The sequence below is a fragment of the Microcoleus vaginatus FACHB-2002 genome (assembly GCF_040004035.1).
Lineage (GTDB): Bacteria > Cyanobacteriota > Cyanobacteriia > Cyanobacteriales > Microcoleaceae > Microcoleus > Microcoleus vaginatus_C.
Genome location: NZ_JAMPLN010000001.1, coordinates 370395 through 393282, shown reverse-complemented (window position 1 = coordinate 393282; position 22888 = coordinate 370395). Strand labels below are relative to the sequence as shown.

22 protein-coding genes are annotated in these 22888 nt (G+C 46.8%); 13 read left to right on the top strand and 9 right to left on the bottom strand.

Annotation, left to right across the window (positions count from 1 at the left end; all coding sequences use genetic code 11):
• Positions 1–230 precede the first annotated feature (230 nt).
• The 4 genes from NDI35_RS01595 (at position 231) to NDI35_RS01580 (ending at position 6927) form a co-directional block, all read left to right on the top strand.
• Positions 231–2237, top strand: coding sequence for a ribonuclease catalytic domain-containing protein (locus tag NDI35_RS01595; RefSeq protein ID WP_445311197.1), 2007 nt, complete (start codon positions 231–233; stop codon positions 2235–2237).
• Between the two features lie 454 nt (positions 2238–2691).
• Positions 2692–4134 carry a 1-acyl-sn-glycerol-3-phosphate acyltransferase gene (locus NDI35_RS01590; protein WP_445311196.1) on the top strand — a complete coding sequence of 481 codons (1443 nt, stop codon included), beginning with the start codon at positions 2692–2694 and terminating at the stop codon, positions 4132–4134.
• Positions 4135–4291: 157 nt separating this feature from the next.
• Positions 4292–5179, top strand: coding sequence for an ATP-binding protein (locus NDI35_RS01585; protein WP_445311195.1), 888 nt, complete (start codon positions 4292–4294; stop codon positions 5177–5179).
• A 284-nt stretch (positions 5180–5463) separates the two neighbouring features.
• Positions 5464–6927: an IctB family putative bicarbonate transporter gene (locus NDI35_RS01580; protein WP_445311194.1), complete on the top strand. Its 1464-nt coding sequence runs from the start codon at positions 5464–5466 to the stop codon at positions 6925–6927.
• Positions 6928–7361: 434 nt separating this feature from the next.
• Here the strand turns inward: NDI35_RS01580 and NDI35_RS01575 are convergent, their stop codons facing one another.
• The 3 genes from NDI35_RS01575 to smpB all read right to left on the bottom strand — a co-directional run bounded on the left by NDI35_RS01575 (position 7362) and on the right by smpB (position 9645).
• The gene (locus tag NDI35_RS01575) at positions 7362–7592 is read right to left on the bottom strand and encodes an Osc7112_2153 family protein (protein ID WP_445311193.1); all 231 of its coding nucleotides are present in this window, start codon (positions 7590–7592) and stop codon (positions 7362–7364) included.
• Positions 7589–8410: a tetratricopeptide repeat protein gene (locus tag NDI35_RS01570; protein WP_445311192.1), complete on the bottom strand. Its 822-nt coding sequence runs from the start codon at positions 8408–8410 to the stop codon at positions 7589–7591. The genes NDI35_RS01575 and NDI35_RS01570 overlap by 4 nt, the downstream gene beginning before the upstream one ends.
• 767 nt (positions 8411–9177) lie before the next feature.
• Complete coding sequence (smpB, locus tag NDI35_RS01565; RefSeq protein ID WP_006631384.1) at positions 9178–9645, bottom strand: SsrA-binding protein SmpB; 468 nt, start codon at positions 9643–9645, stop codon at positions 9178–9180.
• Positions 9646–9772: 127 nt separating this feature from the next.
• Here smpB and xrtO point away from each other — a divergent pair, with 127 nt between their 5' ends.
• Both xrtO and NDI35_RS01555 read left to right on the top strand, forming a co-directional pair.
• Positions 9773–11326: an exosortase O gene (gene xrtO / locus NDI35_RS01560; RefSeq protein WP_445311191.1), complete on the top strand. Its 1554-nt coding sequence runs from the start codon at positions 9773–9775 to the stop codon at positions 11324–11326.
• Between the two features lie 10 nt (positions 11327–11336).
• Positions 11337–14237 carry a TIGR02921 family PEP-CTERM protein gene (locus NDI35_RS01555; protein ID WP_445311190.1) on the top strand — a complete coding sequence of 967 codons (2901 nt, stop codon included), beginning with the start codon at positions 11337–11339 and terminating at the stop codon, positions 14235–14237.
• 180 nt (positions 14238–14417) lie between these two features.
• Here NDI35_RS01555 and NDI35_RS01550 read toward each other — a convergent pair whose 3' ends face one another.
• The gene (locus NDI35_RS01550; RefSeq protein ID WP_445311189.1) at positions 14418–14720 is read right to left on the bottom strand and encodes a Rieske (2Fe-2S) protein; all 303 of its coding nucleotides are present in this window, start codon (positions 14718–14720) and stop codon (positions 14418–14420) included.
• A gap of 242 nt (positions 14721–14962) precedes the next feature.
• Positions 14963–15145 (bottom strand): peptide ABC transporter substrate-binding protein, encoded by a 183-nt coding sequence (locus tag NDI35_RS01545; protein ID WP_445311188.1) that lies wholly within the window; start codon positions 15143–15145, stop codon positions 14963–14965.
• 117 nt (positions 15146–15262) lie between these two features.
• On the opposite strand from NDI35_RS01545, the gene NDI35_RS01540 reads away from it, so the two are divergent.
• The 4 genes from NDI35_RS01540 (at position 15263) to NDI35_RS01525 (ending at position 16910) form a co-directional block, all read left to right on the top strand.
• A complete protein-coding gene (locus NDI35_RS01540; protein WP_333144653.1) occupies positions 15263–15505 on the top strand; it encodes a helix-turn-helix domain-containing protein in 243 nt (80 codons plus the stop codon).
• Positions 15506–15555: 50 nt separating this feature from the next.
• Positions 15556–15798 carry a helix-turn-helix domain-containing protein gene (locus NDI35_RS01535; protein ID WP_015175929.1) on the top strand — a complete coding sequence of 81 codons (243 nt, stop codon included), beginning with the start codon at positions 15556–15558 and terminating at the stop codon, positions 15796–15798.
• A gap of 69 nt (positions 15799–15867) precedes the next feature.
• Positions 15868–16371, top strand: a complete 504-nt coding sequence (locus NDI35_RS01530) for a DUF4365 domain-containing protein (RefSeq protein ID WP_445311187.1) — start codon at positions 15868–15870, stop codon at positions 16369–16371.
• On the top strand, positions 16368–16910 hold the full coding sequence (locus NDI35_RS01525) for a hypothetical protein (RefSeq protein ID WP_333133746.1): 543 nt from the start codon (positions 16368–16370) through the stop codon (positions 16908–16910). The genes NDI35_RS01530 and NDI35_RS01525 overlap by 4 nt, the downstream gene beginning before the upstream one ends.
• 9 nt (positions 16911–16919) lie before the next feature.
• On the opposite strand, the gene NDI35_RS01520 is transcribed toward NDI35_RS01525, so the two are convergent.
• The 3 genes from NDI35_RS01520 to NDI35_RS01510 all read right to left on the bottom strand — a co-directional run bounded on the left by NDI35_RS01520 (position 16920) and on the right by NDI35_RS01510 (position 19241).
• A complete protein-coding gene (locus NDI35_RS01520) occupies positions 16920–17588 on the bottom strand; it encodes an HAS-barrel domain-containing protein (RefSeq protein ID WP_445311186.1) in 669 nt (222 codons plus the stop codon).
• 139 nt (positions 17589–17727) lie between these two features.
• Positions 17728–17919 (bottom strand): NAD(P)H dehydrogenase subunit NdhS, encoded by a 192-nt coding sequence (locus NDI35_RS01515; RefSeq protein WP_293145052.1) that lies wholly within the window; start codon positions 17917–17919, stop codon positions 17728–17730.
• Between the two features lie 251 nt (positions 17920–18170).
• Positions 18171–19241, bottom strand: coding sequence for an Mrp/NBP35 family ATP-binding protein (locus tag NDI35_RS01510; RefSeq protein ID WP_333057242.1), 1071 nt, complete (start codon positions 19239–19241; stop codon positions 18171–18173).
• A 190-nt stretch (positions 19242–19431) separates the two neighbouring features.
• Here NDI35_RS01510 and hemF point away from each other — a divergent pair, with 190 nt between their 5' ends.
• Positions 19432–20475: an oxygen-dependent coproporphyrinogen oxidase gene (gene hemF / locus NDI35_RS01505; protein ID WP_445311185.1), complete on the top strand. Its 1044-nt coding sequence runs from the start codon at positions 19432–19434 to the stop codon at positions 20473–20475.
• 57 nt (positions 20476–20532) lie between these two features.
• Entirely contained in the window at positions 20533–20895 is a 363-nt protein-coding gene (locus NDI35_RS01500; protein WP_006631392.1) for an STAS domain-containing protein, read from the top strand.
• A gap of 257 nt (positions 20896–21152) precedes the next feature.
• On the opposite strand, the gene NDI35_RS01495 is transcribed toward NDI35_RS01500, so the two are convergent.
• Complete coding sequence (locus NDI35_RS01495) at positions 21153–21773, bottom strand: chromophore lyase CpcT/CpeT (protein WP_445311184.1); 621 nt, start codon at positions 21771–21773, stop codon at positions 21153–21155.
• A 339-nt stretch (positions 21774–22112) separates the two neighbouring features.
• Here NDI35_RS01495 and psb29 point away from each other — a divergent pair, with 339 nt between their 5' ends.
• Positions 22113–22826 carry a photosystem II biogenesis protein Psp29 gene (psb29, locus tag NDI35_RS01490; protein WP_445311227.1) on the top strand — a complete coding sequence of 238 codons (714 nt, stop codon included), beginning with the start codon at positions 22113–22115 and terminating at the stop codon, positions 22824–22826.
• The last annotated feature ends 62 nt before the right edge of the window (positions 22827–22888 follow it).

Genomic DNA, 22888 nt, shown 5'->3' with positions numbered 1-22888 from the left:
GCAAGAAGGCAGCGAAAAAATCGCGAAATAGGGTTAAGAGTCGCCGCAGCGCAAGTCTTAATCACAAGTCAAAAGTTAAAAAAGAAAGCAAGAAGAAAAAACAACTTTTTAGATTTTAACTTTCACAATTGACCAGAAAAATTGCCAATATCCAAAATCTAAAATCGCAAGCTCGAAACTCGATAAGTGGCTACTGTAAAAATCCAAAATCTCAAATATAAAGCTGGCAAGTGGAGAAGGGAACGTTAGTAGAATTTAGAGTGCACGGCGACCGCCGTCTGGCAGTTGCCGATCGCCCCGACGGCAAGAAAAACTGGGTCGTGGTAGACGAAAACGGTCAACCGCACAGCATACCGCCCAAACAAATCACCTACGAAGTAGTCGGAGAAACTTACAAACCCTCCGATATTCCCAAATTTCTCAAAGAAGTAGAAGCCTACTCAGATCCGTCGAGTTTGGAAGTCGCTTGGGAACTTTTAGTCGGCGACGGAGAAACGACAGATCCCGAAGCCCTAGCAATGCTGCTATTTTCGGAACGCAGTCCGGCCCAGTGTTACGCGGCTTACTGTTTGCTATCAACAGACAAACTGTATTTCAAACAAAAGGGCGATCGCTACGAACCGCGACCGGCAGCCCAAGTAGCCGAAATCAAACACCAGCAAGAAGTAGAACAGCAGCGACACCAAGAATCCCAAGGATTTTGGGATCGAGTCAAACAGCGACTGGCAGGGGAAAATGTAGATTGGGAACACAGCGATCGAACTCGCCTCGACGCCCTAGAACGCTTTGCCCTCCTCGGAGAAGAAGCAACGCACCGCACCCCGGCCTTAGAAACTTTAGCCAGCTTAGAACGTTCCGAAAACCCCGAAGCAGCATTTGGCCTCCTAGTCGATCTCGGCCTCTGGAGTACCCACGAAAACCTGTTTTTGCGGCGCAGCCAAATTCCCCTACAATTCTCCGCAAAGGTATTAGAAGTGGCCCAACGCTGCCTAGAAAATCCCCCAACCGACTCGGACACAAATCGTCTCGATTTAACTCACCTCAAGGTTTACACGATCGACGACGAAAGCACCACCGAAATCGACGACGGCCTCAGCTTAGAATTCCTCGAAAACGGCCAGCAGCGCCTGTGGATACACATCGCCGATCCCACCCGCTTGCTTTCCCCCGGAGACGAACTCGACCTCGAAGCCAGAAAGCGCACCACTACGGTTTACCTGCCCACGGGAATGATCCCCATGTTTCCCCCAGCTTTGGCAACCGGGCCGATGAGTTTAATTCAAGGCAAAGAGTGCAGCGCCCTCAGCTTCAGCGTCACCTTAGACGAAATCGGCGCGGCTCAAGATTACAGCATCCACATCAGCACCATAAAACCCACCTACCGCTTAACTTACGATGACGTAGACGAAATGCTGGAGTTGGGAATCGAAGCAGAACCAGAAATAGCAGCGATCGCCTCTGCAGCAAAACTGCGCCAAAAATGGCGGGAAGCCCAAGGCGCAATCAGCATTTTCATGCCAGAATCCGTCATCAAAGTCAACGGCGACGACATCAAAATCCACGTCATCGACGACTCCACAGCCCGAATGCTAGTAGCCGAAATGATGATTCTAGCCGGCGAACTAGCCGCCCGCTACGGTCAAGCTCACAGCCTACCCATACCCTACCGCTATCAGCCACAGCCCGAACTCCCTCCCGATGAAGAACTGCTGGCCGTGCCTGCAGGCCCCGCCCGCGCTTGCGCCGTGCGCCGCTGTATGCCCCGCAGCGAAATGGGCCTCACCCCCGGACGCCACGCCGGCTTGGGTTTGGAATTATACACTCAAGTTACTTCCCCGATCCGCCGCTATACCGACTTGCTGGCTCACTTCCAAATCAAAGCCCACCTGCGGGGCGAACCCCTACCTTTTACCGCCCAAGAAATACAGGATATTGTGATGTGTCTCGGCACCGCCGTTAAAGAAGCATCCACCGTCGAACGCCAAACTAACCGCTATTGGGGATTGGAATATTTGCGACGCAACCCCGATGAAGTTTGGGAAGCTTTAATGCTGCGCTGGCTGAGGGAAGACAGCAATCTGGGATTGATTTTATTGGAAGATTTGGGTTTAGAATTGGCAATGCGATTTGGTCGATCGGTCGCAATAGGCGATCGGCTAGAAGTCAAAGTCACCCACTGCGATCCGCGATCGGATGTCATTAACTTCCAGGAAATGATTTTTGAAGCCGCACAATAGGATTTTAGATTTTAGATTTTAGATTTTAGATTGCAAAAATCTGCGTTGAAGGCTGAAACTGAGGATAAATCTCGTTTTTAGTCGAGTTTCTGACCCCCTCGCATCCCCATTGTCAATGGCAGGCGGGTAAAAAAGATGATGGGTTTATATTTAGTCCTGTAAAATAATCGTAATTCTTGTCGGGGCGGGTTCACCCCCGATCTGTAATATAAGCCAGAAATCCCGTAAACCCGCCCCGACCAAAATATTGGAGTCGATAGACTGGACATGATATTCAATCCAAGACGGGTAATACTTTTGACGTTAAATTGACACGCTGTGCTATCTCCTCTCTTCCTCCCTGTCCTCTGTGTCCTCTGCGGTTAATAAAAAAAACTTCAGCCTTCTAAAAATTGGAAGTTTTCACCCCAACCTAGTAATCTAAAATCTAAAATTTAAACTTTAAAATCGCCAAATGCCCAATTCAATTAGCCAAGTTCAGCCGCCGCTGGAATTCATACCCCCAGCCTACAACCCGCTAGTGATGCAAGGTTGTAAGCAAATATTCCCCTGGTGGCTGCGATTTCGGACGAGTATCAGCCAGGTTCAAGCCGAAAACGTCGAAACCCTCGCCGAACTATTCCACCAATTTCAAAATCAGAAAGTTCGCTTCTTGCTAGCCTTCCGCCATCCCAACTCAGACGATCCCTACTGTTTGGGACAACTAATTTGGAAACTCGTTCCCCAGGCAGCGCGCGCCAAAGGCATTCCCCTGCAATTCCCGGTACATTCCCACTTTATCTACGATCGCGGCATTCCCCTGTGGGCCGGTGCGGGAGTCGGCTGGTTGTATTCCCAACTCGGTGGCACTCCGATTGTTCGCGGTAAAATCGATCGCCTCGGATTGCGATCTGCCCGCAATTTATTTGCCAACAGCCAATTCCCGATCGCCGCCGCCCCAGAAGGCGCCACCAACGGTCACAATGAAATAGTTAGTCCCCTCGAACCGGGAATTGCTCAAATGGGTTTCTGGTGCGTTGAAGATTTGCTGAAAGCCGGACGCACTGAAAAAGTTTTAATTGTGCCGATCGGCATTCAATACCGCTATGTCAACCCACCTTGGCAACCCCTAGAAAAACTTTTAACTCAATTAGAAATTGATTGCGGACTGCCACCCTTAGATCGCACCGATATCGCAAATTTAGACACTGCCAATCCCGATTCCGAAAACCCCAATCACAAATTCCAATATCTGCGTCTGATTCGACTGGGCAGCCATTTACTAGCAGTAATGGGAGAGTTTTACAGCCGTTTTTATCATAAAGAAATACCCCCCGAAACATCTATTTTAACATCATTATCCCTCCCCAACAAAACGGGAAATGATTCTGGCAATGAAGTAATGATGGCTCGACTAAAAGCCCTGTTAGACGTGGGTTTGCAAGTAGCAGAAGAATATTTTAACTTAAAGCCCAAAGGCAGTTTAATAGACCGCTGCCGCCGTGTGGAACAAGCAGGCTGGGAGTATATTTATCGAGAAGATATCAAAGATATTGCAGCACTTTCTCCCTTAGAAAGAGGATTAGCCGATCGCCTCGCTGAAGAAGCAAGTCTTCGGATGTGGCACATGAGACTTGTAGAAAGTTTCGTGTCTGTCACGGGCAGGTATGTCGCAGAACAACTGACAGCAGAACGTTTGGCAGAAACAACTTTACTGCTGTGGGACGTACTGGCTCGCATCAAAGGGGGAAATCCTTTCGGCAGACCGAAGTTGGGCAAACAGCAGGTACAAATGACCGTGGGCGAACCCATATCAGTGAGCGATCGTTGGGATCGATATCAAACCAGCCGCAGGTTAGCAGTTGCCGAACTCACTCAAGACTTGCAATCAGCTTTAGAAGCAATGATTAAATCTTAATTACTCAGATAAGGAAGAGCTTCTAGGGAAGAAGGAATATATATTTTTCTTCACTACGTTTTTTTGTGGTGAATTATAAACAGATTGTTATAAACTTTTGGAATAGGTCTAATGAACCGCCAACCCTCGCTCGACAATGAACCAATAAAAATTAGCGATGACTAACAAACCTATCGATTTGTCTACTAACTCAATTAAAGTAAAACTGCTGAATAATTTAGCGCAGGAATTGCTCACACCGCTCACTTCTGTCCTCGGCATGGCAAGCGTGTTGAAACAAGAAATTTATGGCCCCTTAACGAGCAAGCAAAAAGAATATATTGACGTGATCCAAGACAGCAGCCGCTCTTTGCGATCGCTAGTTGAAGAAATTTTGGAACTGTCAGAACTAGATGATTCCGCTTTCACCTTGAAGCGAACCGCAGTCGATATAGAAACTTTGTGCCAGCAGGTTGTGACAATCCTGTCGTCGGCGGCAAGTAGACGAGAGCAAGAAATTAATTTGTCGATGGGGCCCGGACACCGCATCTGGTTGGTAGATAAAGATAAGGTTCAGCAAATGCTGCACCACTTAATTTTTAGCATTATTCAATCTGCTGGGGCAGGCAGCGTGATTCGAGTCCACGTTTCTCGGAAAGAAGACGGTATCAACATCGGAGTTTGGGTTTTTCATCCTTGGTTAGGGGAAAGTTTGCCCCATGCTAAACTCTACACCGACTACTTGTTGAAGGTCGGATCAGGTAGCGGTTCGCCCTCGAACTCCGAAACCGACTCCCTCGGACTCGAAGCGCAACTCCCGACACAGGGTTCGCAGCGCTTAACGCTGGCGTTTTCTGAGTTGGCGGCTTTGGTGGCCCAGAATGCCGAGGATACCGCACCGGTGTTAGCTGGTTACGGGGCGCGGGAACGCTTGGGGCTGCTGCTTTGCTGCCAATTGGTGGAAATTCAAGGCGGTCAACTCTCAATTCAAGGAGCCCCGGAATCTGGATATCGCTACGTGCTCTGGCTGCCCTGCACAAATGCTACGGAATTGTTGGAAGGGTAAAGAAGGAAGAAGGAAGTTCGGCAACGGATTTTCTAACGGATGTAACGGATGGAAAGAAGAAGGAAGAAGAGACAAGTCATTTGTTAATTAATACTGAGATGTTGCACCATTCTCAATAAGGCTTTTATGCGCGGGATCGCGTGCCCCGCCCACAAGAAATTTATTCTTGGTGGAGCCGACCCGAAAAGCCTTAAGCGAGAATGCTGCAAGATGGGAGTTACTACCAATTGTTGATGCTTTTCGACTCAATTCCCAATTCCCAATTACCAATAATCAATCTAAAAATGAATTCAGTTTGGCAACAGTTAACTCTGGCAAATTTGCCGCTCTCTCAGTGGCAAAGTAGAAGTTATTTATTCAATTTGGCGATCGGCTCTTTACGCAGTTGGCGGCAGAGTAGCTGGCTGATGCAGTGGGCCGAACCCTTGGGTTTTGTTTTGCTGGCCTTGACTTTCGGTTTGGCGCCGTTTGTAAACAATGCCTTGGTGGGGGTGTTGATGGCGGCTAGCGCTGCATTTTGGGTGCTGCTGACTGTTTCGGACGATCGCCCGATCGCCTTGAGGCCGATTTACTTGCTGGTACTGCTGTACTGGGGGATTGCCACCGTCGCAACGGCGATGTCGCCGGTGAAAGTCGCCGCTGCTACTGGTTGGAGCAAGCTAACGCTATATTTGCTGTTTTTTGCGCTGATGGCTCGGATATTGCGATCGCCCCGTTGGCGATCGTGGTTAATTGCCGTATTTTTGAACGTCTCTTTAATTGTCAGTTTCTACGGCGTGCGGCAGTGGATTGACAAAGTCCCACCATTAGCTACTTGGAACGATCCGACTTCTACTCAAGCCAATGTCACGCGAGTTTACAGCTTTCTGGGAAATCCTAACTTGCTTGGTTCCTATTTACTGCCGGCCATTGCATTGAGCGCCGCCGCACTTTTTGTGTGGAAAGGATGGGGAACAAAAATTTTAGCATTGACCATGCTGGTGGTGAATTGCGCGTGTTTGCGCTACACGGACAGCCGGGGTGCTTGGATCGGTTTTGTGGCTCTACTTGTGGTATTTTTAGTGCTGCTGTGGTACTGGTACAGCCCTTTGATGCCTCGGTTCTGGCGAACTTGGGCGCTGCCGTTAGGGTTAGGAGGTTTGGCGGGAGCCTTAATTTTGGGAGTGGCTTTCGTCGAGCCTCTGCGCGATCGAGTTTCGAGTATGTTTATCGGTCGAGGTGACAGCAGCAACAATTTTCGGATTAATGTTTGGACGGCAGTGATTGACATGATTCGCGATCGGCCAATTCTCGGAATTGGGCCGGGAAACACTGCTTTTAATAAAGTTTATCCGCTTTATATGAAGCCGAGATTCACTGCTTTGAGCGCTTATTCTGTGCTGCTGGAAATTGTGGTGGAAACCGGTTTTATCGGTTTAATGTGTTTCCTGTGGCTGATGACTGTCACCGTCAATCAAGGTTTGTTGCAGATTAAAAATCTGCGGGATTCACAATTTAACATCTCTAATTTAGAGGAAGAATCCCGAAATCCCAAATCTCAAATCCCAAATCTCAAATCGAATCAGGGGTTTTGGTTGATTGGGGCGATCGCAACTTTAGCCGGCATGATGGCCCACGGTTTTGTCGATACAGTCTGGTACCGGCCAGAAGTTAATATGCTGTGGTGGTTGATGGTGGCGATTATTGCTAGTTTTTACAGCAACTCGTACCCGCAGCCACAAGATTCAGCTTTGACGGAGGGCGAGTAGATAGAATTGCTGGCGGGGATTTTCTCCCCGCCCGGTGGCAGGGTGGTTTCATTCTCAGGGAAATCATCGTTTTGTAGGGGTAGTGCTAAGAATGCCTACCCCCTCCACGGATGATGAAATCGATGTTTCAAATATCGGGCATCTTCACGAGGGTTTGCCCCTAGGTCGAATGAAACAGCCCTGCGCCCGGTGTGGATTCCCGCAATAGCCGATACAGCAATGATGAAGAGTTATACCAGTGCCAAAAAAGAATGCAGCTTTATGCAAGCTGCAAACCATTATCGCCATAAGTTATTTCCAATTCTTCAATTCTTAATCTCAAATCTCAAATGCTATAAGGTGCGGACGGCGCACCCGGCATACTACTACATACTACATACCTGTTGCTGTAAAGTGGTGATGGTACACTCTACAAAATTTATTGAAAATAACTCTTATTCTTCGCTCTCTGAAGGCATGATGAATCTCGGACACGGATATTTTCCACCATCTCTATCTCTGCACCGCCGCCACGTCGATTGATTGGAGTCGAACGGCGTTTCGACTGATTCATTAACTGTAATTTTAACAGTCGAAGGAGTTGGCAGTGCTGTTGAGGCTTGACTTAGCTCCAGTACCGTTATAATTGCCAGTATGGTTGATGAAAACAAAACTGTGCGTTTCATTTATTTGTTTTTTCCTCGTTTAATCGTTGACGTGCCATCCCTATCCATATATCCTCATCGAATTCTTGAGAATCCGCATACTTTAGACAAATTTTCCACTGCGGTAGCGCTGCCTTAGTATTTTTCATCTTTTCTAGGACTTGCGCTTTTAAGCAGTAAGTTGCTGGTCCTTCACTATCAAGTTTAATCGCTTCATCCAGATGCTGCAATGCCTCTGAATATCGACCCTGTTCCAGGCGAGCCCATCCCAAGTTTTTGAGTAAAGAATATTTTACTCGATCGTCCTCAGCTAATTTCAAACCTTGCCACAGGAAGTGAACGGCAGCCGGATAGTTTTTTTGATCGACTATATATAACCTAGCCAGGTTGCTGTAAGCAGCAGGCAGACCGAGTTTTGCAGCTTGCAGATATTTTCCTCTGGCGCATTGTAAATCTTGCACCTCTTCGCAAAGCCATCCTAAATTGTAAAGAGCTGTTCGGCTTTTTGGATCTACCCTGAGCGCTAACTCATATGCTTGTTGAGTATCAGCCAATCGATTGGCTTTGTAGTTTTCAAACGCAATATTATTAAAAAAAGATGCCAGTTCCGGCAAAGCAATTTTCCAGCCGCCAAAGCCTACTGCTAGCATCAGCAAGAAGGCTCCCCATTTGGAGTTCTGATGCTTTGTGGCTGGCTCTTTCATGGCATTGAAAATGTTAGCTAACGGTGTCATTTTTAGCATTTTTAAACTTGAGAGTTGGGCGATATTTTGTTTGCCAGATTTAATTGCCACCCTAATGGCATATAATCTTACGAAATGACTCAGGTTTGAGCCCATTTCTTATAAGAGTTTGTCAGTCCACAGCCGAATGCTTGGGTAATGCTCCCACTACCCAGAGGTATTCGAGCATAGGTTAATCATTCCTGAGACTTCACAAGCCATCCGGATATTTTCAGAAAAAAAGAACCGGGAAGCAGGAAGAAGGTAGAATTGTTCCCTTGCCTAAGTAATAATACTTAGTCAGCGGTCAGTCGATCGACAGTATGCGACTGTATGAGGAGAGACAGCGTATTCCAGGTTTATGAAGTGTAGGAACTTAGCCTGGGCCGTTTGCCTACCGGGAGCGAACGAGCTGGGGTGTAGTTCCTCAACCTGGAATCTTCTGTAAGATGGACTGCGGTGAAATAACTCTAATTAAGTTTGTAGTGACGAGGGAAGTCCTCAAAATCCTCAAGGGAGGATTTTGAAAAATATTATGATGAGTAATGAACCGAACTCGATTTAAAATAGCCAATCATTAATGAGCAATCACCCATCATGAATCACTAATGACCGAAAGCATCCAGGATACAAGCCCCCGGATTCATCCGTCCAGAAATAAAAAACCTGTATCCGATGAAACTTGCCCCCCGAATTTATCCGTGGGGTCAATACTTCAATTCTTTAATCTAAAATCTAAAATCTAAAATCGATTGACTCCTGACTAATAAACATCTCCATAAATTAACTTTAAACCTTCGAGTAGCAAAGGTTTTAGTTTATTTTTCGGAGATGTCTAATGTCTAATGATTAATGACTAATGACTCATGACTCATGACTAATGACTAAAATTGCTTCATCGCTCTTTCCATATCCCGCTTATCTTCGCGTTTCTTCAAATCTTCACGCTTGTCGTACAGTTTCTTCCCTTTACCCAAACCGATATCCAGTTTTACCCAGCCGCCTTTCAAATACATTTTTAACGGCACTAAAGTCAACCCTTTTTCTTCGACTTTGCCGATTAATTTGCGAATTTCCTGCTTGTGCATCAGCAATTTACGGGTGCGGCGGGGTTCGTGATTAAAATAGTTGCTAGCACTTCTCCAAGGCGAAATGTGAACGTTGATCAGCCACAGTTCTCCGTTCCGAACTAAACCATATCCGTCCCGCAAATTTGCTTTTCCTTCCCGAATTGATTTGACTTCGGTGCCCTTCAACTCGATTCCCACTTGGTATGTCTCTATAATTTCATAGAGATGGCGCGCTTGTCGGTTATCGCTAACAATTTTGTATCCTGGACTTTTTTCGCTCATTTTTACCTCCGATAAAATTAATTATTATAACGCTAGCTTCTCTGTAGAGAAAATCGAAGCTTGACAAAACTTAAATAATCGGTCTGGACATTACCAATTTGGCTGAGCTAAGATGTCACCAACGTGAATGTCAAGCGGTATCATGCAGCGCACCAATATCACTGATTCTGCAATTCCAGATTCTGTTACTCCTCATCCTGCGGTTAATTTGGTTTGGCTGGCTCCTTTTTTGCTGGCGCTTGCTTGGTTTTGGGCCAATATCTCGGCTGTTAAGTGGCTGTTATCCTCGTTTGTTGAGATACCCACACTGTACAAAATAGTAATTGGCTTTCTGATTGTAGCATTAGTAGTGCGATCGATTGGGAACTCCGTTAGCGCAGCCCTCGAAGAGGATCGCCCGCCGGGATTTTCACCCAATTTCGTTTTGAGGCGATATCCGCTGCTATTGATGTTGGGTGCGGGTATTTGCTCGATCGCCCTTCAGTACATAATTGATATCAAACAAGTTACTGTCCTGTTATTTATCCTCGGAACTTACGGCCTGTGCGGCTTATTCGTGGAGCAGAATTTTTGGCAAAAAAACTTGCCAGTTGCGGGCTTGCTGGCTTGTATTTTACCATTCAACAGTCAGTTTAATAGCGGATTAGGTTTGCCGGCGCGAGTGCTCACTGCTCAGGTAGTAGAACAGTTGCTCTCAATGCTGCACATTGGGGCTATTTCTTCTTACGATATTATCGTTTTGGAAAACGGCATCGCTCACGTTGACGTGCCTTGTAGCGGCATTAAAACCCTCTTAGTCGGAACGCTATTTTTGCTTGCTGCTACCTGGCTGGAAGGGCGTAAATTGAGCTTAAGATGGCTAGCAGTCGGCGCTGCTAATCTCTTAATGTTGGTGTGTGCTAACGCTGCGCGGGTTGCCGTGTTAGTCCTGGTTTCAGAAGTGTTTAAACAGCCAAACCTAGCACAAATTATGCACGTTCCTTTGGGAATAGTCGGTTTAGTCTGTGCTTGTTTTGTGACGTGGTTAATGCTGCAACGAGTACCGAAATTTCAGCCAGAAAAAACCAGCGGTATTTCTGCAAAATCCAACTCAGAAATTCTGCAAAATCACCCTTTAGCCAAACCAGGAATAATTGCAGCAGTCACAGTTTTGGCAGTCATGGCTCAACTGTCTCATGTAGAAACGTCAAAAATGGCGATCGCACCTTTAAGATTGCCTGAATACATTAAATCAGAGTCGATTCCCCTGAATCCTAGCGAACAAAAATTCTTTGGCAACTATCCAGACACGCAAACACAAAAAATCCGATTTGTCGCCGGCAACTTGCGCGGTTCCATGCTCACAGTAGCGAGCACATCCTGGCAAACTTATCACGCCCCCGAGTTGTGTTTTGTAGCGAGCGGAATTCCAGTCAATCGCATAGAAAAAAAACAACTAACTCCTTCAGTAACAGCGCGCTGGCTGTCTCTCAAAAATAACCAATTATCAGCAGTATACTGGCTGCAATCTGCACAGCTAACTACAGATAACTTCATGTCCCGTATCGGTAGCGACCTCACCCACAAAGATCACAATTGGGTGCTAGTTTCCATTTTATTTGACAGTTCGCTACAAGCAGAAAATCCTGAAGTAAAAGAGTTTGCGAGTAATGTCTACACTACCGTTAAACAAAGCTTATAAGGAGAAATAAATGAAAACCAAACAGGTATTTGATGTAATTTTTCAAACAATTTTTTGGGTTTGGAATTTGACATTTTTATCCATTGTTTACTTGGGAATTTTGCCTATTATAGGAGGGCCATTAATTAGGGCGACAATCGATGGCATCATCCCGCTAGAGTTTTCTTTGACGATGGCAGCTACGATCGCAGTACCCACTGTATGTACCGTAATAGGAGCTAGGCGTTTTAAGAAGCAACCCCTACAGCTAATGCGTTGGTTTTACGGCGTAGAAGCACCGCTATTTTTGCTTTGTTTGCTCCGCTTGTTCCTGCTACGAGAACTCACCCCAGCTAGTTATCAAATCATCGCTACTATTGCTTTGTGCATTGCAGCATTTTCGGTGGAAATGCTGTACGGATATCTGGGTAAAAGAGAAAATGTGCAAAATATTTTCGATTCCCAGAATTCCCATAATAAACAGCCTCGTTTTTTCAGTTTAATCGGAGAAAAGCGAAGTGCGTGGCTGCAATTAGGATGTCACAGTTTAATGGTAGTAGTTGGCATTTGGGCAGCGACATTGCTGATTTATTACGCTGTACCTGTGGCATTGTATACACTTTATGGATTCTTCTTTGTCGTCATTCAATTTTTCAAGTTTACATGGGTTTCACCATTTCTGGAGATGTTTAAATACGGGGCGTGGGCCTCGGCTTTAATTTGGATACCGCTATCGTTTATATTGTTTGGTTTAACCTGTAGCTTATTCGTTGTCATGCCTTCGCTGTACGGCTTTCTCTACATTCATTCCGGGCGGAAAATATGGCAGAGTTTTGCTGCACAATACGGGAAAAATAAAGCGCTAATCGGAAGTTTGGGAGTCATAGCAGCTTGGCTGGCTATTTTCTCCGCTTTGCAGCAGCAGCCGCAAGTTGCAGCACTGAAAATGCTGGAAACTCCCCCCGCAAACGACAGCAGCCGCCAAACTTTATTAGCCAAGTCTGATATGATTCGATCTGGCTTAGTTAACGCTTATTTGTCCCCTTACCGCTACCTCAGCACTGTGGGAGAAAACAACCACATTTATGAGATGTACCAAAATAGTTTGAATTTCCCTGACGGAGCGGCTCAAACGGTGCAGAACAGCTATAATTTTTTAATGTCGCCGTTTTTGTATCAAGGCTCTAGTGCTGATGTAGAAAAAGCCGAAAAACTCTACGGCGAATTCTTCGATACGGAACTGCAAAAAGGCGACACCGAAGCAGTAAAACACGCGGTACAGTCAACCTCAAACCAGGAAGAAGCTAAAGCTGGTTTGCTGAATGTCAATCAAGAAAAAGTATGGTTGCAGTCGCAAGAAGTGACAGTCAAAGAAAACGGCGACTGGGCTGACGTTCAACTCTACGAAGTTTACAAAAATCAAACGCCGAACTTGCAAGAAGTATTCTACTACTTTTCGCTGCCGGAAAGCGCCGCAGTTACAGGAGTTTGGCTGGGAGATACTGGCGATTTAAACAAACGTTTTGTATTTACCGTATCGCCTAGAGGTGCCGCCCAGCAAGTCTACAATCAACAGGTAGTAGAAAGAGTCGATCCGGCTTTGCTAGAACAAATTGGCCCCAAACAATACCGCTTGCGGGCTTTTCCAATCCCGGCTAAACGAGAATTCACCCAAACTGACGGGCCAAAGGAAATGCACCTGTGGCTTACCTACAAAGTCATGCGCCAGCCGCAGGGTTGGGCGATGCCTGTTTTGGCTGAAAAACGCAACATTTTTTGGGATCAAAATACTCGCCGCACGATCGCCGGAAAAGAGGTAAAATACAGCGGGAAAGAAGCCAGAGAAACTTGGTTGCCACCCTTTTTGCCCGCAGTCGCACAGCAACCGCTAACAGCGCAGCAGGCGGTTCTACCGGGAGGAAATATCATTTCTGCTAAGCCGTTGGCTGATGCAAATTACTCGCTACCGCAAGGCAAAAAATTTGCCATAGTTCTGGATACTTCCCGCAGCATGGCGACGGAAAATAAGCAAGTAAAAGAGACTTTTGAATGGTTGAAAGCTAATGCAGCAGGCAAAAATGCTGTTGATTTGTATGTCGCCAGTGCTGCGGGAATGCCACCTAAGTTTGTGGAAGATGTACGCACTTTCGATGCCGCAAAGGTGACATTTTACGGTACAATCCAGCTCAAAGATATGCTGCAACAGTTTGCACAGTTGCAGGGCGATAAAAGTTACGATACTGTATTTGTGGTGAGCGATCGCCACAGTTACGAATTGTCGGACGATCGCAAACTTAAACTTTCCATCTCTTCACCCCTATGGACAGTGCATTTGGGTGGTTTGCCCCCCGGCTACGACGACGCAACTTTAAAGGTGATTCAAGATAGCGGCGGCGGAGTTGCTACGGATATGAAAGAGGCGATGCAGCGAGTAGCAACAACAGCAGCTTCGGGCAAATCTACAGTTAGCGTTGTTGACGGCTATGCTTGGAGTTATGCCAAAACCCCGCAGTCGGAAAAAACTGCAAAATCGGCGGCCGTCGCAGAGTCAAAAAATGCCGGAAATGAAGGCTTTCAACCAATAGCTGCGCGACAGTTGATAACTGCACTTAGCAAGCAGAAAAGTTCAAATCAATTGATGCAACTGGATGCGATGCACGCAGTAGCTAAAAATTTCAAAGTTGTGACGCCTTATTCTTCGATGATTGTGTTAGTTAATGACGCGCAAAGGGAGCAGCTAAAAGCAGCGGAAGCTAAGAGCGATCGATTTGAACGCGAGGTAGAATCGGGTAAGGAACAGTTGAGTAAGCCGAATAATCCTCTGAATGTTTCGGGGGTTCCTGAGCCCGAAGAATGGCTGCTGTTGACTGTAGGTGCGATCGGGCTTTTGGCGGTTTTCCTCCGTCAGCGGCGCGCGAAAATGGTAGGTTGAAAGATGGTTCGGCGGTTGAAACTGCTCCTTGTCAAACAAAGTCTGCCTCCGCAGACTAAGAGAGTGAGGGGGTATTTAAGCCGGACTTGATATCAAATACTAATCTACAGTCGTCTTGAGACGACTTGAGCTATGAGACAGGGGTTTAAACCCCTGTCGGACTTAACGAATAACGAATAACTAATCTATCTCCACAAAAACCCGATCGCCCTCAATCTTTACCGGATAAGATTCCAGAGAATCGCCTAGTGGATTCAAACATTTACCGCTATCTAACTTGTACTGATACTTATGAAACGGACAGGTAATGATACCGTTATTTACCTTACCCATGTCGATCGGATATTCCAAATGAGTGCAAGCATTACGGTAACAAGTGACATTCATGCCTTGACGATTCAAAATCACTGAAGTTTCGTCAACTTTTACCTTCAACACACCCCCTTCCGGAACTTGATTTAGCGCTGTTACCTCTACCCACATATAATCTTTCTCGCTTTAAATAAATTATTGCCAATTAATGCGCGATCGCCCGAAAGGCATAGTGAACAACGAACGATCGCTGTCTAATTCTAACGCCAACACCTCTTAAAGTCTGAATAGACTGTACAAGCTGTTGGCGGTAATTCACGCCCGCAAAGAATGTTATATCACCCCTACAGCCGCAGGTAACGCATGAGAATGCTCATAACTTCACCGGGCTTTTGGGCAGGTTGCAGCGGGCTTCACTCGCTGACAGAGGCAAAACCCAAACAGTAAAGGATGTGAATGATGCTCCTCACCGCTTTGGGAGAACCTATCAGCAGGATTTTGACGGGTTCTAGATCGGGTTGTGGAGGCTCCGCCAGGGGTACGGTCGCTGTCGCAGTATCGGTTGCTGGGGGATTGGCAAGGAAGTTTTTCGACATAAGCGTTTTTTCTGTTTTTGGGGTAAATGTTACCTATAGGCAACAAAAACATTCTATCCTCACTGTTGCCTAGAAGCAACATTTACGAAGAGATCGCCCTCTGAGACAATCTGAGGCATGGCAAAAGCAGGCAAAGCACTCAAGCAGGTGCTGGAAACTTATAACATCAGTCAAAATCGCTTGGCTGTGACAATGGGCGTAGCACGTTCCAACATTCATCGTTGGGTCAATGAAAGTAGAGATCCCGTAGCAGAGGCAGTGTTGGACATTCGGAAAGCACTATGGCAAATTAATCCCGATGCAGCAGGGGAGTTCATTCGTTTGTATTTAGATGATTTGGAGGAAAAACTCGAAGAGTAATAATGTCCACAATCTTTACTTAGCTGCGAGCTTCTGAGAACATAGAAGCCATGAGTAAGGCAGGAAAGGCGCTGAAGCAGGTTTTAGAAACCTATGGCATCAGCCAAAATCAATTGGCAGCGACTATGGGCATTGGACGATCGAGCATTAACCGTTGGGTTAACGAGAATAGAGATCCGGCATCTGAAGCGGTTCTAGAGATTCGCAAGGGATTACAGCAAATTAATCCCGATGCAGCAGGGGATTTTATTCGTTTGTATTTAGATGATTTGGAGGAAAAACTCGAAGAGTAATAATATGGGCGATCGGAGGAGATCCTCCCGTGCCAGTTATGCTTGAGATAGACTAAACAAATAGCGATCGTGGACATTAACCAGCAAAAAGAACAGTTCAGTTATGCGTATATTTATGCAGTTGCTGCCTCGGCTGGCTACTCCTTCCAGATAGCAGCTAGACCATTAGATTTTGACGGCATCGATATCATTCTTGCTGGCGGTATGGGCAGTGGAATTATTCGATATCCCAGACTTGAACTCCAGGTAAAATGCACATCTAGGGATGTGATTGGACAGGAAGCAATTAGATATCCGCTCGAAGTCAAGAACTACAATGACTTGAAAGTAGAAAATATTCATACTCCCCGACTGTTAATCCTTGTAATCGTACCCGACAATTTAGACAATTGGCTAATCCAATCTCAACAGGAGCTTTGCCTGAAATATTGCGGTTATTGGGTTTCTCTGCGAGGTCAACCCCCAACCCAGAATCAAACCACTGTTACAATTTCCATACCCAGACAGAATATCTTTAATGTAAAAGCTCTTACCACCCTCATGCAGCGAATTGAAGCAGGCGAAACCCTATGATAGTCACCGTTCGAGATCCCGAAATTCTCAAAAATCTACAGCCAGAAATTGTGCGTACTTACCTCGAAACGCATTGCTGGCAAGAAGTGCGACAAATTGACGATAAAGCTTCTCTCTGGAATCGCCACAGCGAAACCTCAGAAGAGTTAGAGATTCTGCTACCATTAAAACCAGAATTTTTAGACTTTCCCCGCCGGATGGCTGAAGTTTTACAAACCCTAGAAATTGCTGAAAATCGTTCGCAGCTCGAAATTCTCAGCAATCTATTGACATCAGCTCCTAACATTACCATTCAAGGCATAGTTACCAATTTGCAAGAAGGAGCAGCCACCGGAAAAGTAACTTTGACAGGCGTTATTGTTGGCAAGTTGCGGCGCATTCAGTTAGAACTAGCAGAACCAGTCTACGAACTGGCAGTCAAAGCTTATCAAGCCAGAATTCCGGTTATTTGTCAAGGCAATTTAGTTAAACAAGGTCGCTCTTTTTTACTGCAAAATACCCATCACTTTACATTAGATTTAGATGCCTGGTTGGAGTGAGCGCGATGCTTACGGATGAATCTGACTCAAAATCACTCTCAACCTGTCATAATCATCCTTCAACAAAACACTCAAACTTCTCCCCGCTTCCACCAACCAAGATCGATCGCGCATCCGCAACTGATAAATCTCCCGAATCGCCGCCGCCGTCAGCGCATCCACCGGCGCATTAGCCACTCCCAGCAGCGTCCTCAAAAAATCTAACTGCACCGTAAAATCAATCACCTCATCCGGTTCGCAGCGATAAACCGCCTGGTGAATTTGCGGCGGGCGCGGCGGCAAATACTGATAAATTTTACCCCTCGATGGGCCGTGGCCGTTCAACCTTTCCGGCGCAGCCTCAAACCCCACAATCGCCACTCGAAACTCGGTTTTGAGCATCGCAAAAATCTGCGGTTGTTCTTCCCGCAACTCTTCCAGCGACAAACCCAAAGCGCGAGCTCTGTGCACCGAGTCGATCGGGCTAGTCGTAGCGTAATACACCACGCCGTAAATTTGATTTTTCGACTCTTCATCCTCGGCCTTCACCCAACTCCCAAAAGGCGGCATCACCGGAAAGCTTAAGTCTTCCGGTTCCAAACATTGAGCCAAAAACTCCGAAGTTGCCGTCTCGATTACCTCAGCAATGCGATCGGGATGGCGCTCTTTTATAGCAAATTGGGGTAAAGGTAAACGCATAGTTTTAGTGATTAGTCATTAGTCATCAGTTATCAGTCATTAGTCATTAGTCAAGGGTTTTCATTTAGTAGCCTGGTCTTGGGTACTTTACCAATTACAAATTACAGATTACCCATTACCAATGACTAATGACCGCTGACTATTTCGCGCGGCCAGCCGTAGCATCGACAAGTTCCAACTGCGACAGGCGGAACGTGATCAGCTTGTCCCAATTGCCACCTTCAAACAGTACCGCGACCTTTCCGTCGGTAACTCGCTGGACTTGTCCTTGAAAGGCGTAGTAAATTTCACCCTTATCTTTAACTCGAACTGCCGAACCTGGAAAAATCATAATTGTTTGAATGTTATGTTTGCTGTTTATAGTTTACCTTTTCTTGGCGATCGAGACTTGATGCTAAAACAGGCAAGATGCCTGTTCCATAAACTAAACAGGCAAGATGCCTGTTCCACAAACCAAACAGGCAAGATGCCTGTTCCACAAACTAAACAGGCAAGATGCCTGTTCCACAAACTAAACAGGTTTCTTGTGGGGTGGGCGTCCCGCCCGCCCATCAAAAGCTGATTAACAATGCAAGATGTGAGTTAGGCTAAGGCTGCTACGGAAACTTTACCGGCAATGCGACCCGCGATCGCCCGCAACTCCCTAGCTGAAGCAGAACCCGGTTGTCCCACCACGATCGGCACCCCCGAATCGCCACCTTCCCGCAACGGAATTTCCAGCGGAATGCGGCCTAACAGCGGCACTCCCAACTCAGCAGCAGTCTTTTCGCCGCCACCAGAACCGAAAATATCGTATTGCTTGTCGGGCATATCCGGCGGCACAAAATAGCTCATGTTTTCCACAATTCCCAACACGGACACTCCCAACTGCTGGAACATCTTTAAACCCTTGCGAGAGTCCAACAATGCCACAGTCTGCGGCGTCGTCACGATCACCACACCAGCCATAGGCACCGCTTGTGCCATGGTCAACTGCGCGTCTCCAGTACCCGGAGGCATATCGACAATCAGATAGTCTAAATCCCCCCAATTCACCTGATACAGGAACTGCCGAATGATCCCGTTTAACATCGGGCCGCGCCAAATGACGGGCTGGTCTTTGTCAATTAAAAACGCCATCGACACTAATTTGACGCCGTAGTTGAAGGCGGGTTCGAGGCTTTCGCCGCTTTTCCCGTCCCTAACCATCACTTTTGCGTCCCCCAAACCCAACATATTGGGGTCGTTGGGCCCATAGATATCCGCATCCAGCAAACCCACCTTAGCGCCGGTTTGCGCTAGCGCTACTGCCACGTTTACCGCCACCGTGCTTTTGCCGACGCCGCCTTTGCCGCTGGAAATTGCGATAATATTTTTCACTCCTTCAATGCCTTGGCGATCGACCACTCCTTTCTGCTGCGGCGTCTCGGCTGTCACCTCCACCGCCACTTTTTCGACTCCTGGCAACTGTTTGACCGCTTTTTGGCAATCTTCGACAATAAATTCTCGCAGCGGGCAAGCAGGCGTTGTCAGCACTAAAGTAAAACTGACGACACCGCCGTCAATTTTTATGTTACGAATCATGTTCAATTCCACCAAACTCTTTTGCAGTTCGGGGTCTTGCACGGGTCGCAGGATTTCTAAGACTGAACTAACATCGAGTGTATTGGGCATTGTGTTCTCCACCATAGCTCTGCAATTGGGTTAGCGAATTTTCGATCGCAGGTTTAAGTATATTTTTATTGCTATTTTTTAATGTAACTTCATAGCGATCATTTGCAGACCTACGGTGGCATAATTACATGACGACTGGATTTGGGATTCATCGCCCATCTAAGACTCAAATCTGAAAACAGAAAATTTTATGACTGTTTCTACAACACTTAAAACCGCCACTTCCCCGTTTTTGCCGCCCGCTGACTCTAGAGCTAGAGTCAGCCAATTTATGAAAAGCCTACAAGACGAAATTTGTCAATCCCTCGAACAGCTCGATGGCCTGGGCAAATTTAAGGAGGACTCTTGGGAACGCTCCGAAGGCGGCGGCGGACGTTCTCGCGTCATGCGCGAAGGCAATGTGTTTGAACAAGGGGGTGTCAATTTTTCCCAAGTATGGGGCGAAAGTTTGCCGGCTTTGATTCTGGCAAAGCACCCAGAAGCTGCTGGTCACGATTTCTATGCAACGGGCACTTCGATGGTGCTGCACCCCCGCAATCCGTACTTGCCTACGGTTCACCTGAATTATCGCTATTTTGAGGCCGGCCCGATTTGGTGGTTTGGCGGCGGTGTGGATTTGACTCCTTATTACCCGTTGGCTGAGGATGCAGCTCATTTTCACAAAACTCTGAAAGCAGTTTGCGATCGCCACCATCCCGGATATTATCCGACATTTAAACTCTGGTGCGACGAATATTTCTACCTGCCTCACCGCCAAGAAACCCGCGGCGTGGGCGGCCTGTTTTTTGACTACCAAAGCGCTCAAGGCGCGCTTTACCGCGACCATCATGTCAAAGGCAAAGCCGCTGAGTGCAGCAACAACATCGGGGTGCCGGAACCTAGAACTTGGGAGTCGCTGTTCGCCTTCGTACAGGATTGCGGCCGGGCATTTTTGCCGGCTTACACCCCTATTATTGAAAAGCACCGATCGAAAGAATACGGCGAGCGCGAGCGTAATTTCCAACTTTACCGCCGTGGCCGTTACGTTGAATTTAACTTGGTGTACGATCGAGGCACGACCTTTGGTTTGCAGACCAACGGACGCACCGAATCGATTCTCATGTCCCTGCCACCTTTGGTACGCTGGGAATACTGTTACGAGCCAGAACCCAACTCTCCCGAAGCCGAACTCTACTCGAAGTTCTTAAAACCGCAAGATTGGGCGAATTGGATGCCTCAGCAGTCACCGACCTGAGTTAAACTACTGGGACAGTAACCACCGCGATAGATAATAAATTTGAGGGAAGGGTCAGTGATTCATATTGATCAAAAAACCCACACGCTTCAAGACGGTACAACAGTTATCGTCTTAGCACCGACAGGACGGTTGGACATCACTACAGCTTGGCAATTCCGCCTCAAGTTGCAAGAGTGTATTTCCAAACTTAGCCGCCATGTTGTAGTGAATCTTGGTCAGGTTAACTTTATCGATAGCTCTGGCCTGACCTCACTTGTAGCAGGTATGCGGGATGCGGATAAAGTTAAGGGAAGTTTTCGCATTTGCAATGTTCATCCCGAAGCCAAACTGGTGTTTGAAGTCACCATGATGGATTCTGTGTTTGAAATCTTTGAAACGGAAGAAGAAGCTCTAGAGGGGGTGCCGCGCGCAAGTTGACCACTCCCGCTTGCATCGGTTGCGGTGTAAGCGCAATTTAAGCTTGAGGTTCACAAAATGCGCCGGAACCCTGCACAAGAACAGGAAGCAGGTAAATTCTTGCCAGCTTCCTTATGCTTTCTTCCTTTCTTGAGAGGTTGAGAGGTTAACCAAAACACTAAAGTAGAAGAAAAAGTAGAAGAATAGGTCAAGGTAAAGTCTTGCCTTCTATCCTAGATAGCTAAATCTTTCTTTCTTGTTTCTTGTTGCTTCTTGCTTCAAACGCATATCTCAGCAGCAAAATCCTGACGCTTGACAAATCTAAAAGGGCCCATTAAAGCTCCCCAGATAGCCTTGCCTGTCGTGGGGCTTATTCCTTTGTCGTAGCTGAAAAATTCCTCGCCTGCGGCTTCAAATCCCAAGTCTACTTGGTAATTTTGCCCCCCGTAGGCAAAGCCGCAGCGAGTGCCCTCCGGCAAAGATGCGCGAAAGCGATAGCTGTTTGAGGCTAAATTTTCCACTGCAACCGACAGGGTGCAGCCGGGGAGGAGTTGGATTTGCTCCTTGGTTAGCTTTCTAAGCAAGTCGGGGTTGCAACCGGCTCCTTTGACGGCTGTAATGTCGTTGAACATATAATACTGAGCTTCGATAAGTCCCGGCGCTATCTGTGAGTGCCTCAGTTGCACGATGCGGGGGCGGTATGGCTTGTCTAATTCCAGAATGTTGGCTTGTTCGGCAAACAGGGCAATGCTGGGTTCGGAAAATAACCGAACCGGCAGGGGTCTTTGCCACAAACGAAGGTGGACGTACCAAGCCGGGTCTGCTAGCGCTTGTTCCCGGTTGTCAAATTCGCCCGCCATGTACTGGGCTAAAGCTATTAATTCAGGAGAAATTGTCATGTTTGTTTGATTTTTCACAATTAGGGTTGACAAAAAAAAGTTATTGTGATATGTAAGGCCATATCGAGGCTGGGCAAGTCAGAAGATTAGATTTATGAGCGATCCCAGCTAAGCTATGATTGTAAAGATACTGGGGTTTTTCCCTCCTATTGCGACATATTAATTGTTGCTGCCGATCGCGCGTAAAATCTTTTTGAGAAAATTTTGTCTCGCAATCCGGCGGCAACGCTTAAAAAACTGGCAATCTTTGTCAGCCCGATCGCAGAATTGACTCCCCGACTTTACTCACGCCGCGCTGGCACGCCCGCTACGGCAAAATTATTTATCTATAAGACTCAGGTGAACAATAACCGTACTGTTTCAGATACTAAGCGAAGTTTCTATACGATTCACACTCGACCGATCAACTCAATTTACCGTCGAGTGGTGGAAGAGTTGATGGTAGAAATGCACTTGCTTTCGGCAAATGCCGATTTTCAATACGACCCGATTTATGCTTTGGGTGTAGTGACAGCTTTTGATAGATTCATGCTTGGGTACGCCCCAGAAGCCGACAGAGTTTCGATTTTTAACGCTTTGTGCAAGTCCCTAGAAGACGATCCAGAGCGCTACAAGCAAGACGCTCAGCGATTGGAAAGCTTGGCGGATAGACTTTCCGGGCAAGAGTTGCTCTCGTGGCTCGATCGCTCGACTAGCTTTGAAGATACAGCGGATTTGCAAGCGTCTTTAGGGGCGATCGCCAGCAACCCTCAATTTAAGTACAGTCGCTTGTTCGCGATCGGTTTGTTCTCCCTATTAGAAAAAGCTGACCCTAACTTAGTAAAAGACCAAGAAACGCGAAACAACGCGATCGCCAAAGTCAGTGCGGCCTTGCACCTGCCAGAAGACAAAGTTAGCAAAGATTTAGATTTGTACCGCAGCAATTTGGAAAAAATGGCTCAAGCGCGAATAGTGCTTCAAGATGTCATCCAAGCGGAACGGAAAAAACGCGAAAAGCGAGAAACAAAAGTTACCGCCAGCCCCTCGGCAGACTCTTCTGACAGCAGCAATTAATCGTTTGAAGGAAGAAGGAAGTTCGGCAACGGATGTAACGGATGTAACGGATGTAACGGATG

Bases quoted from the DNA above. Each gene is read 5' to 3' on its own strand.
- NDI35_RS01590 (WP_445311196.1), top strand. From the start codon at position 2,692: ATGCCCAATTCAATTAGCCAAGTTCAGCCGCCGCTGGAATTCATACCC.
- NDI35_RS01585 (WP_445311195.1), top strand. From the start codon at position 4,292: ATGACTAACAAACCTATCGATTTGTCTACTAACTCAATTAAAGTAAAA.
- NDI35_RS01580 (WP_445311194.1), top strand. From the start codon at position 5,464: ATGAATTCAGTTTGGCAACAGTTAACTCTGGCAAATTTGCCGCTCTCT.
- NDI35_RS01575 (WP_445311193.1), bottom strand. From the start codon at position 7,592: ATGAAACGCACAGTTTTGTTTTCATCAACCATACTGGCAATTATAACG.
- NDI35_RS01570 (WP_445311192.1), bottom strand. From the start codon at position 8,410: ATGGGCTCAAACCTGAGTCATTTCGTAAGATTATATGCCATTAGGGTG.
- smpB (WP_006631384.1), bottom strand. From the start codon at position 9,645: ATGAGCGAAAAAAGTCCAGGATACAAAATTGTTAGCGATAACCGACAA.
- xrtO (WP_445311191.1), top strand. From the start codon at position 9,773: ATGTCAAGCGGTATCATGCAGCGCACCAATATCACTGATTCTGCAATT.
- NDI35_RS01555 (WP_445311190.1), top strand. From the start codon at position 11,337: ATGAAAACCAAACAGGTATTTGATGTAATTTTTCAAACAATTTTTTGG.
- NDI35_RS01550 (WP_445311189.1), bottom strand. From the start codon at position 14,720: ATGTGGGTAGAGGTAACAGCGCTAAATCAAGTTCCGGAAGGGGGTGTG.
- NDI35_RS01545 (WP_445311188.1), bottom strand. From the start codon at position 15,145: ATGTCGAAAAACTTCCTTGCCAATCCCCCAGCAACCGATACTGCGACA.
- NDI35_RS01540 (WP_333144653.1), top strand. From the start codon at position 15,263: ATGGCAAAAGCAGGCAAAGCACTCAAGCAGGTGCTGGAAACTTATAAC.
- NDI35_RS01535 (WP_015175929.1), top strand. From the start codon at position 15,556: ATGAGTAAGGCAGGAAAGGCGCTGAAGCAGGTTTTAGAAACCTATGGC.
- NDI35_RS01525 (WP_333133746.1), top strand. From the start codon at position 16,368: ATGATAGTCACCGTTCGAGATCCCGAAATTCTCAAAAATCTACAGCCA.
- NDI35_RS01520 (WP_445311186.1), bottom strand. From the start codon at position 17,588: ATGCGTTTACCTTTACCCCAATTTGCTATAAAAGAGCGCCATCCCGAT.
- NDI35_RS01515 (WP_293145052.1), bottom strand. From the start codon at position 17,919: ATGATTTTTCCAGGTTCGGCAGTTCGAGTTAAAGATAAGGGTGAAATT.
- NDI35_RS01510 (WP_333057242.1), bottom strand. From the start codon at position 19,241: ATGCCCAATACACTCGATGTTAGTTCAGTCTTAGAAATCCTGCGACCC.
- hemF (WP_445311185.1), top strand. From the start codon at position 19,432: ATGACTGTTTCTACAACACTTAAAACCGCCACTTCCCCGTTTTTGCCG.
- NDI35_RS01495 (WP_445311184.1), bottom strand. From the start codon at position 21,773: ATGACAATTTCTCCTGAATTAATAGCTTTAGCCCAGTACATGGCGGGC.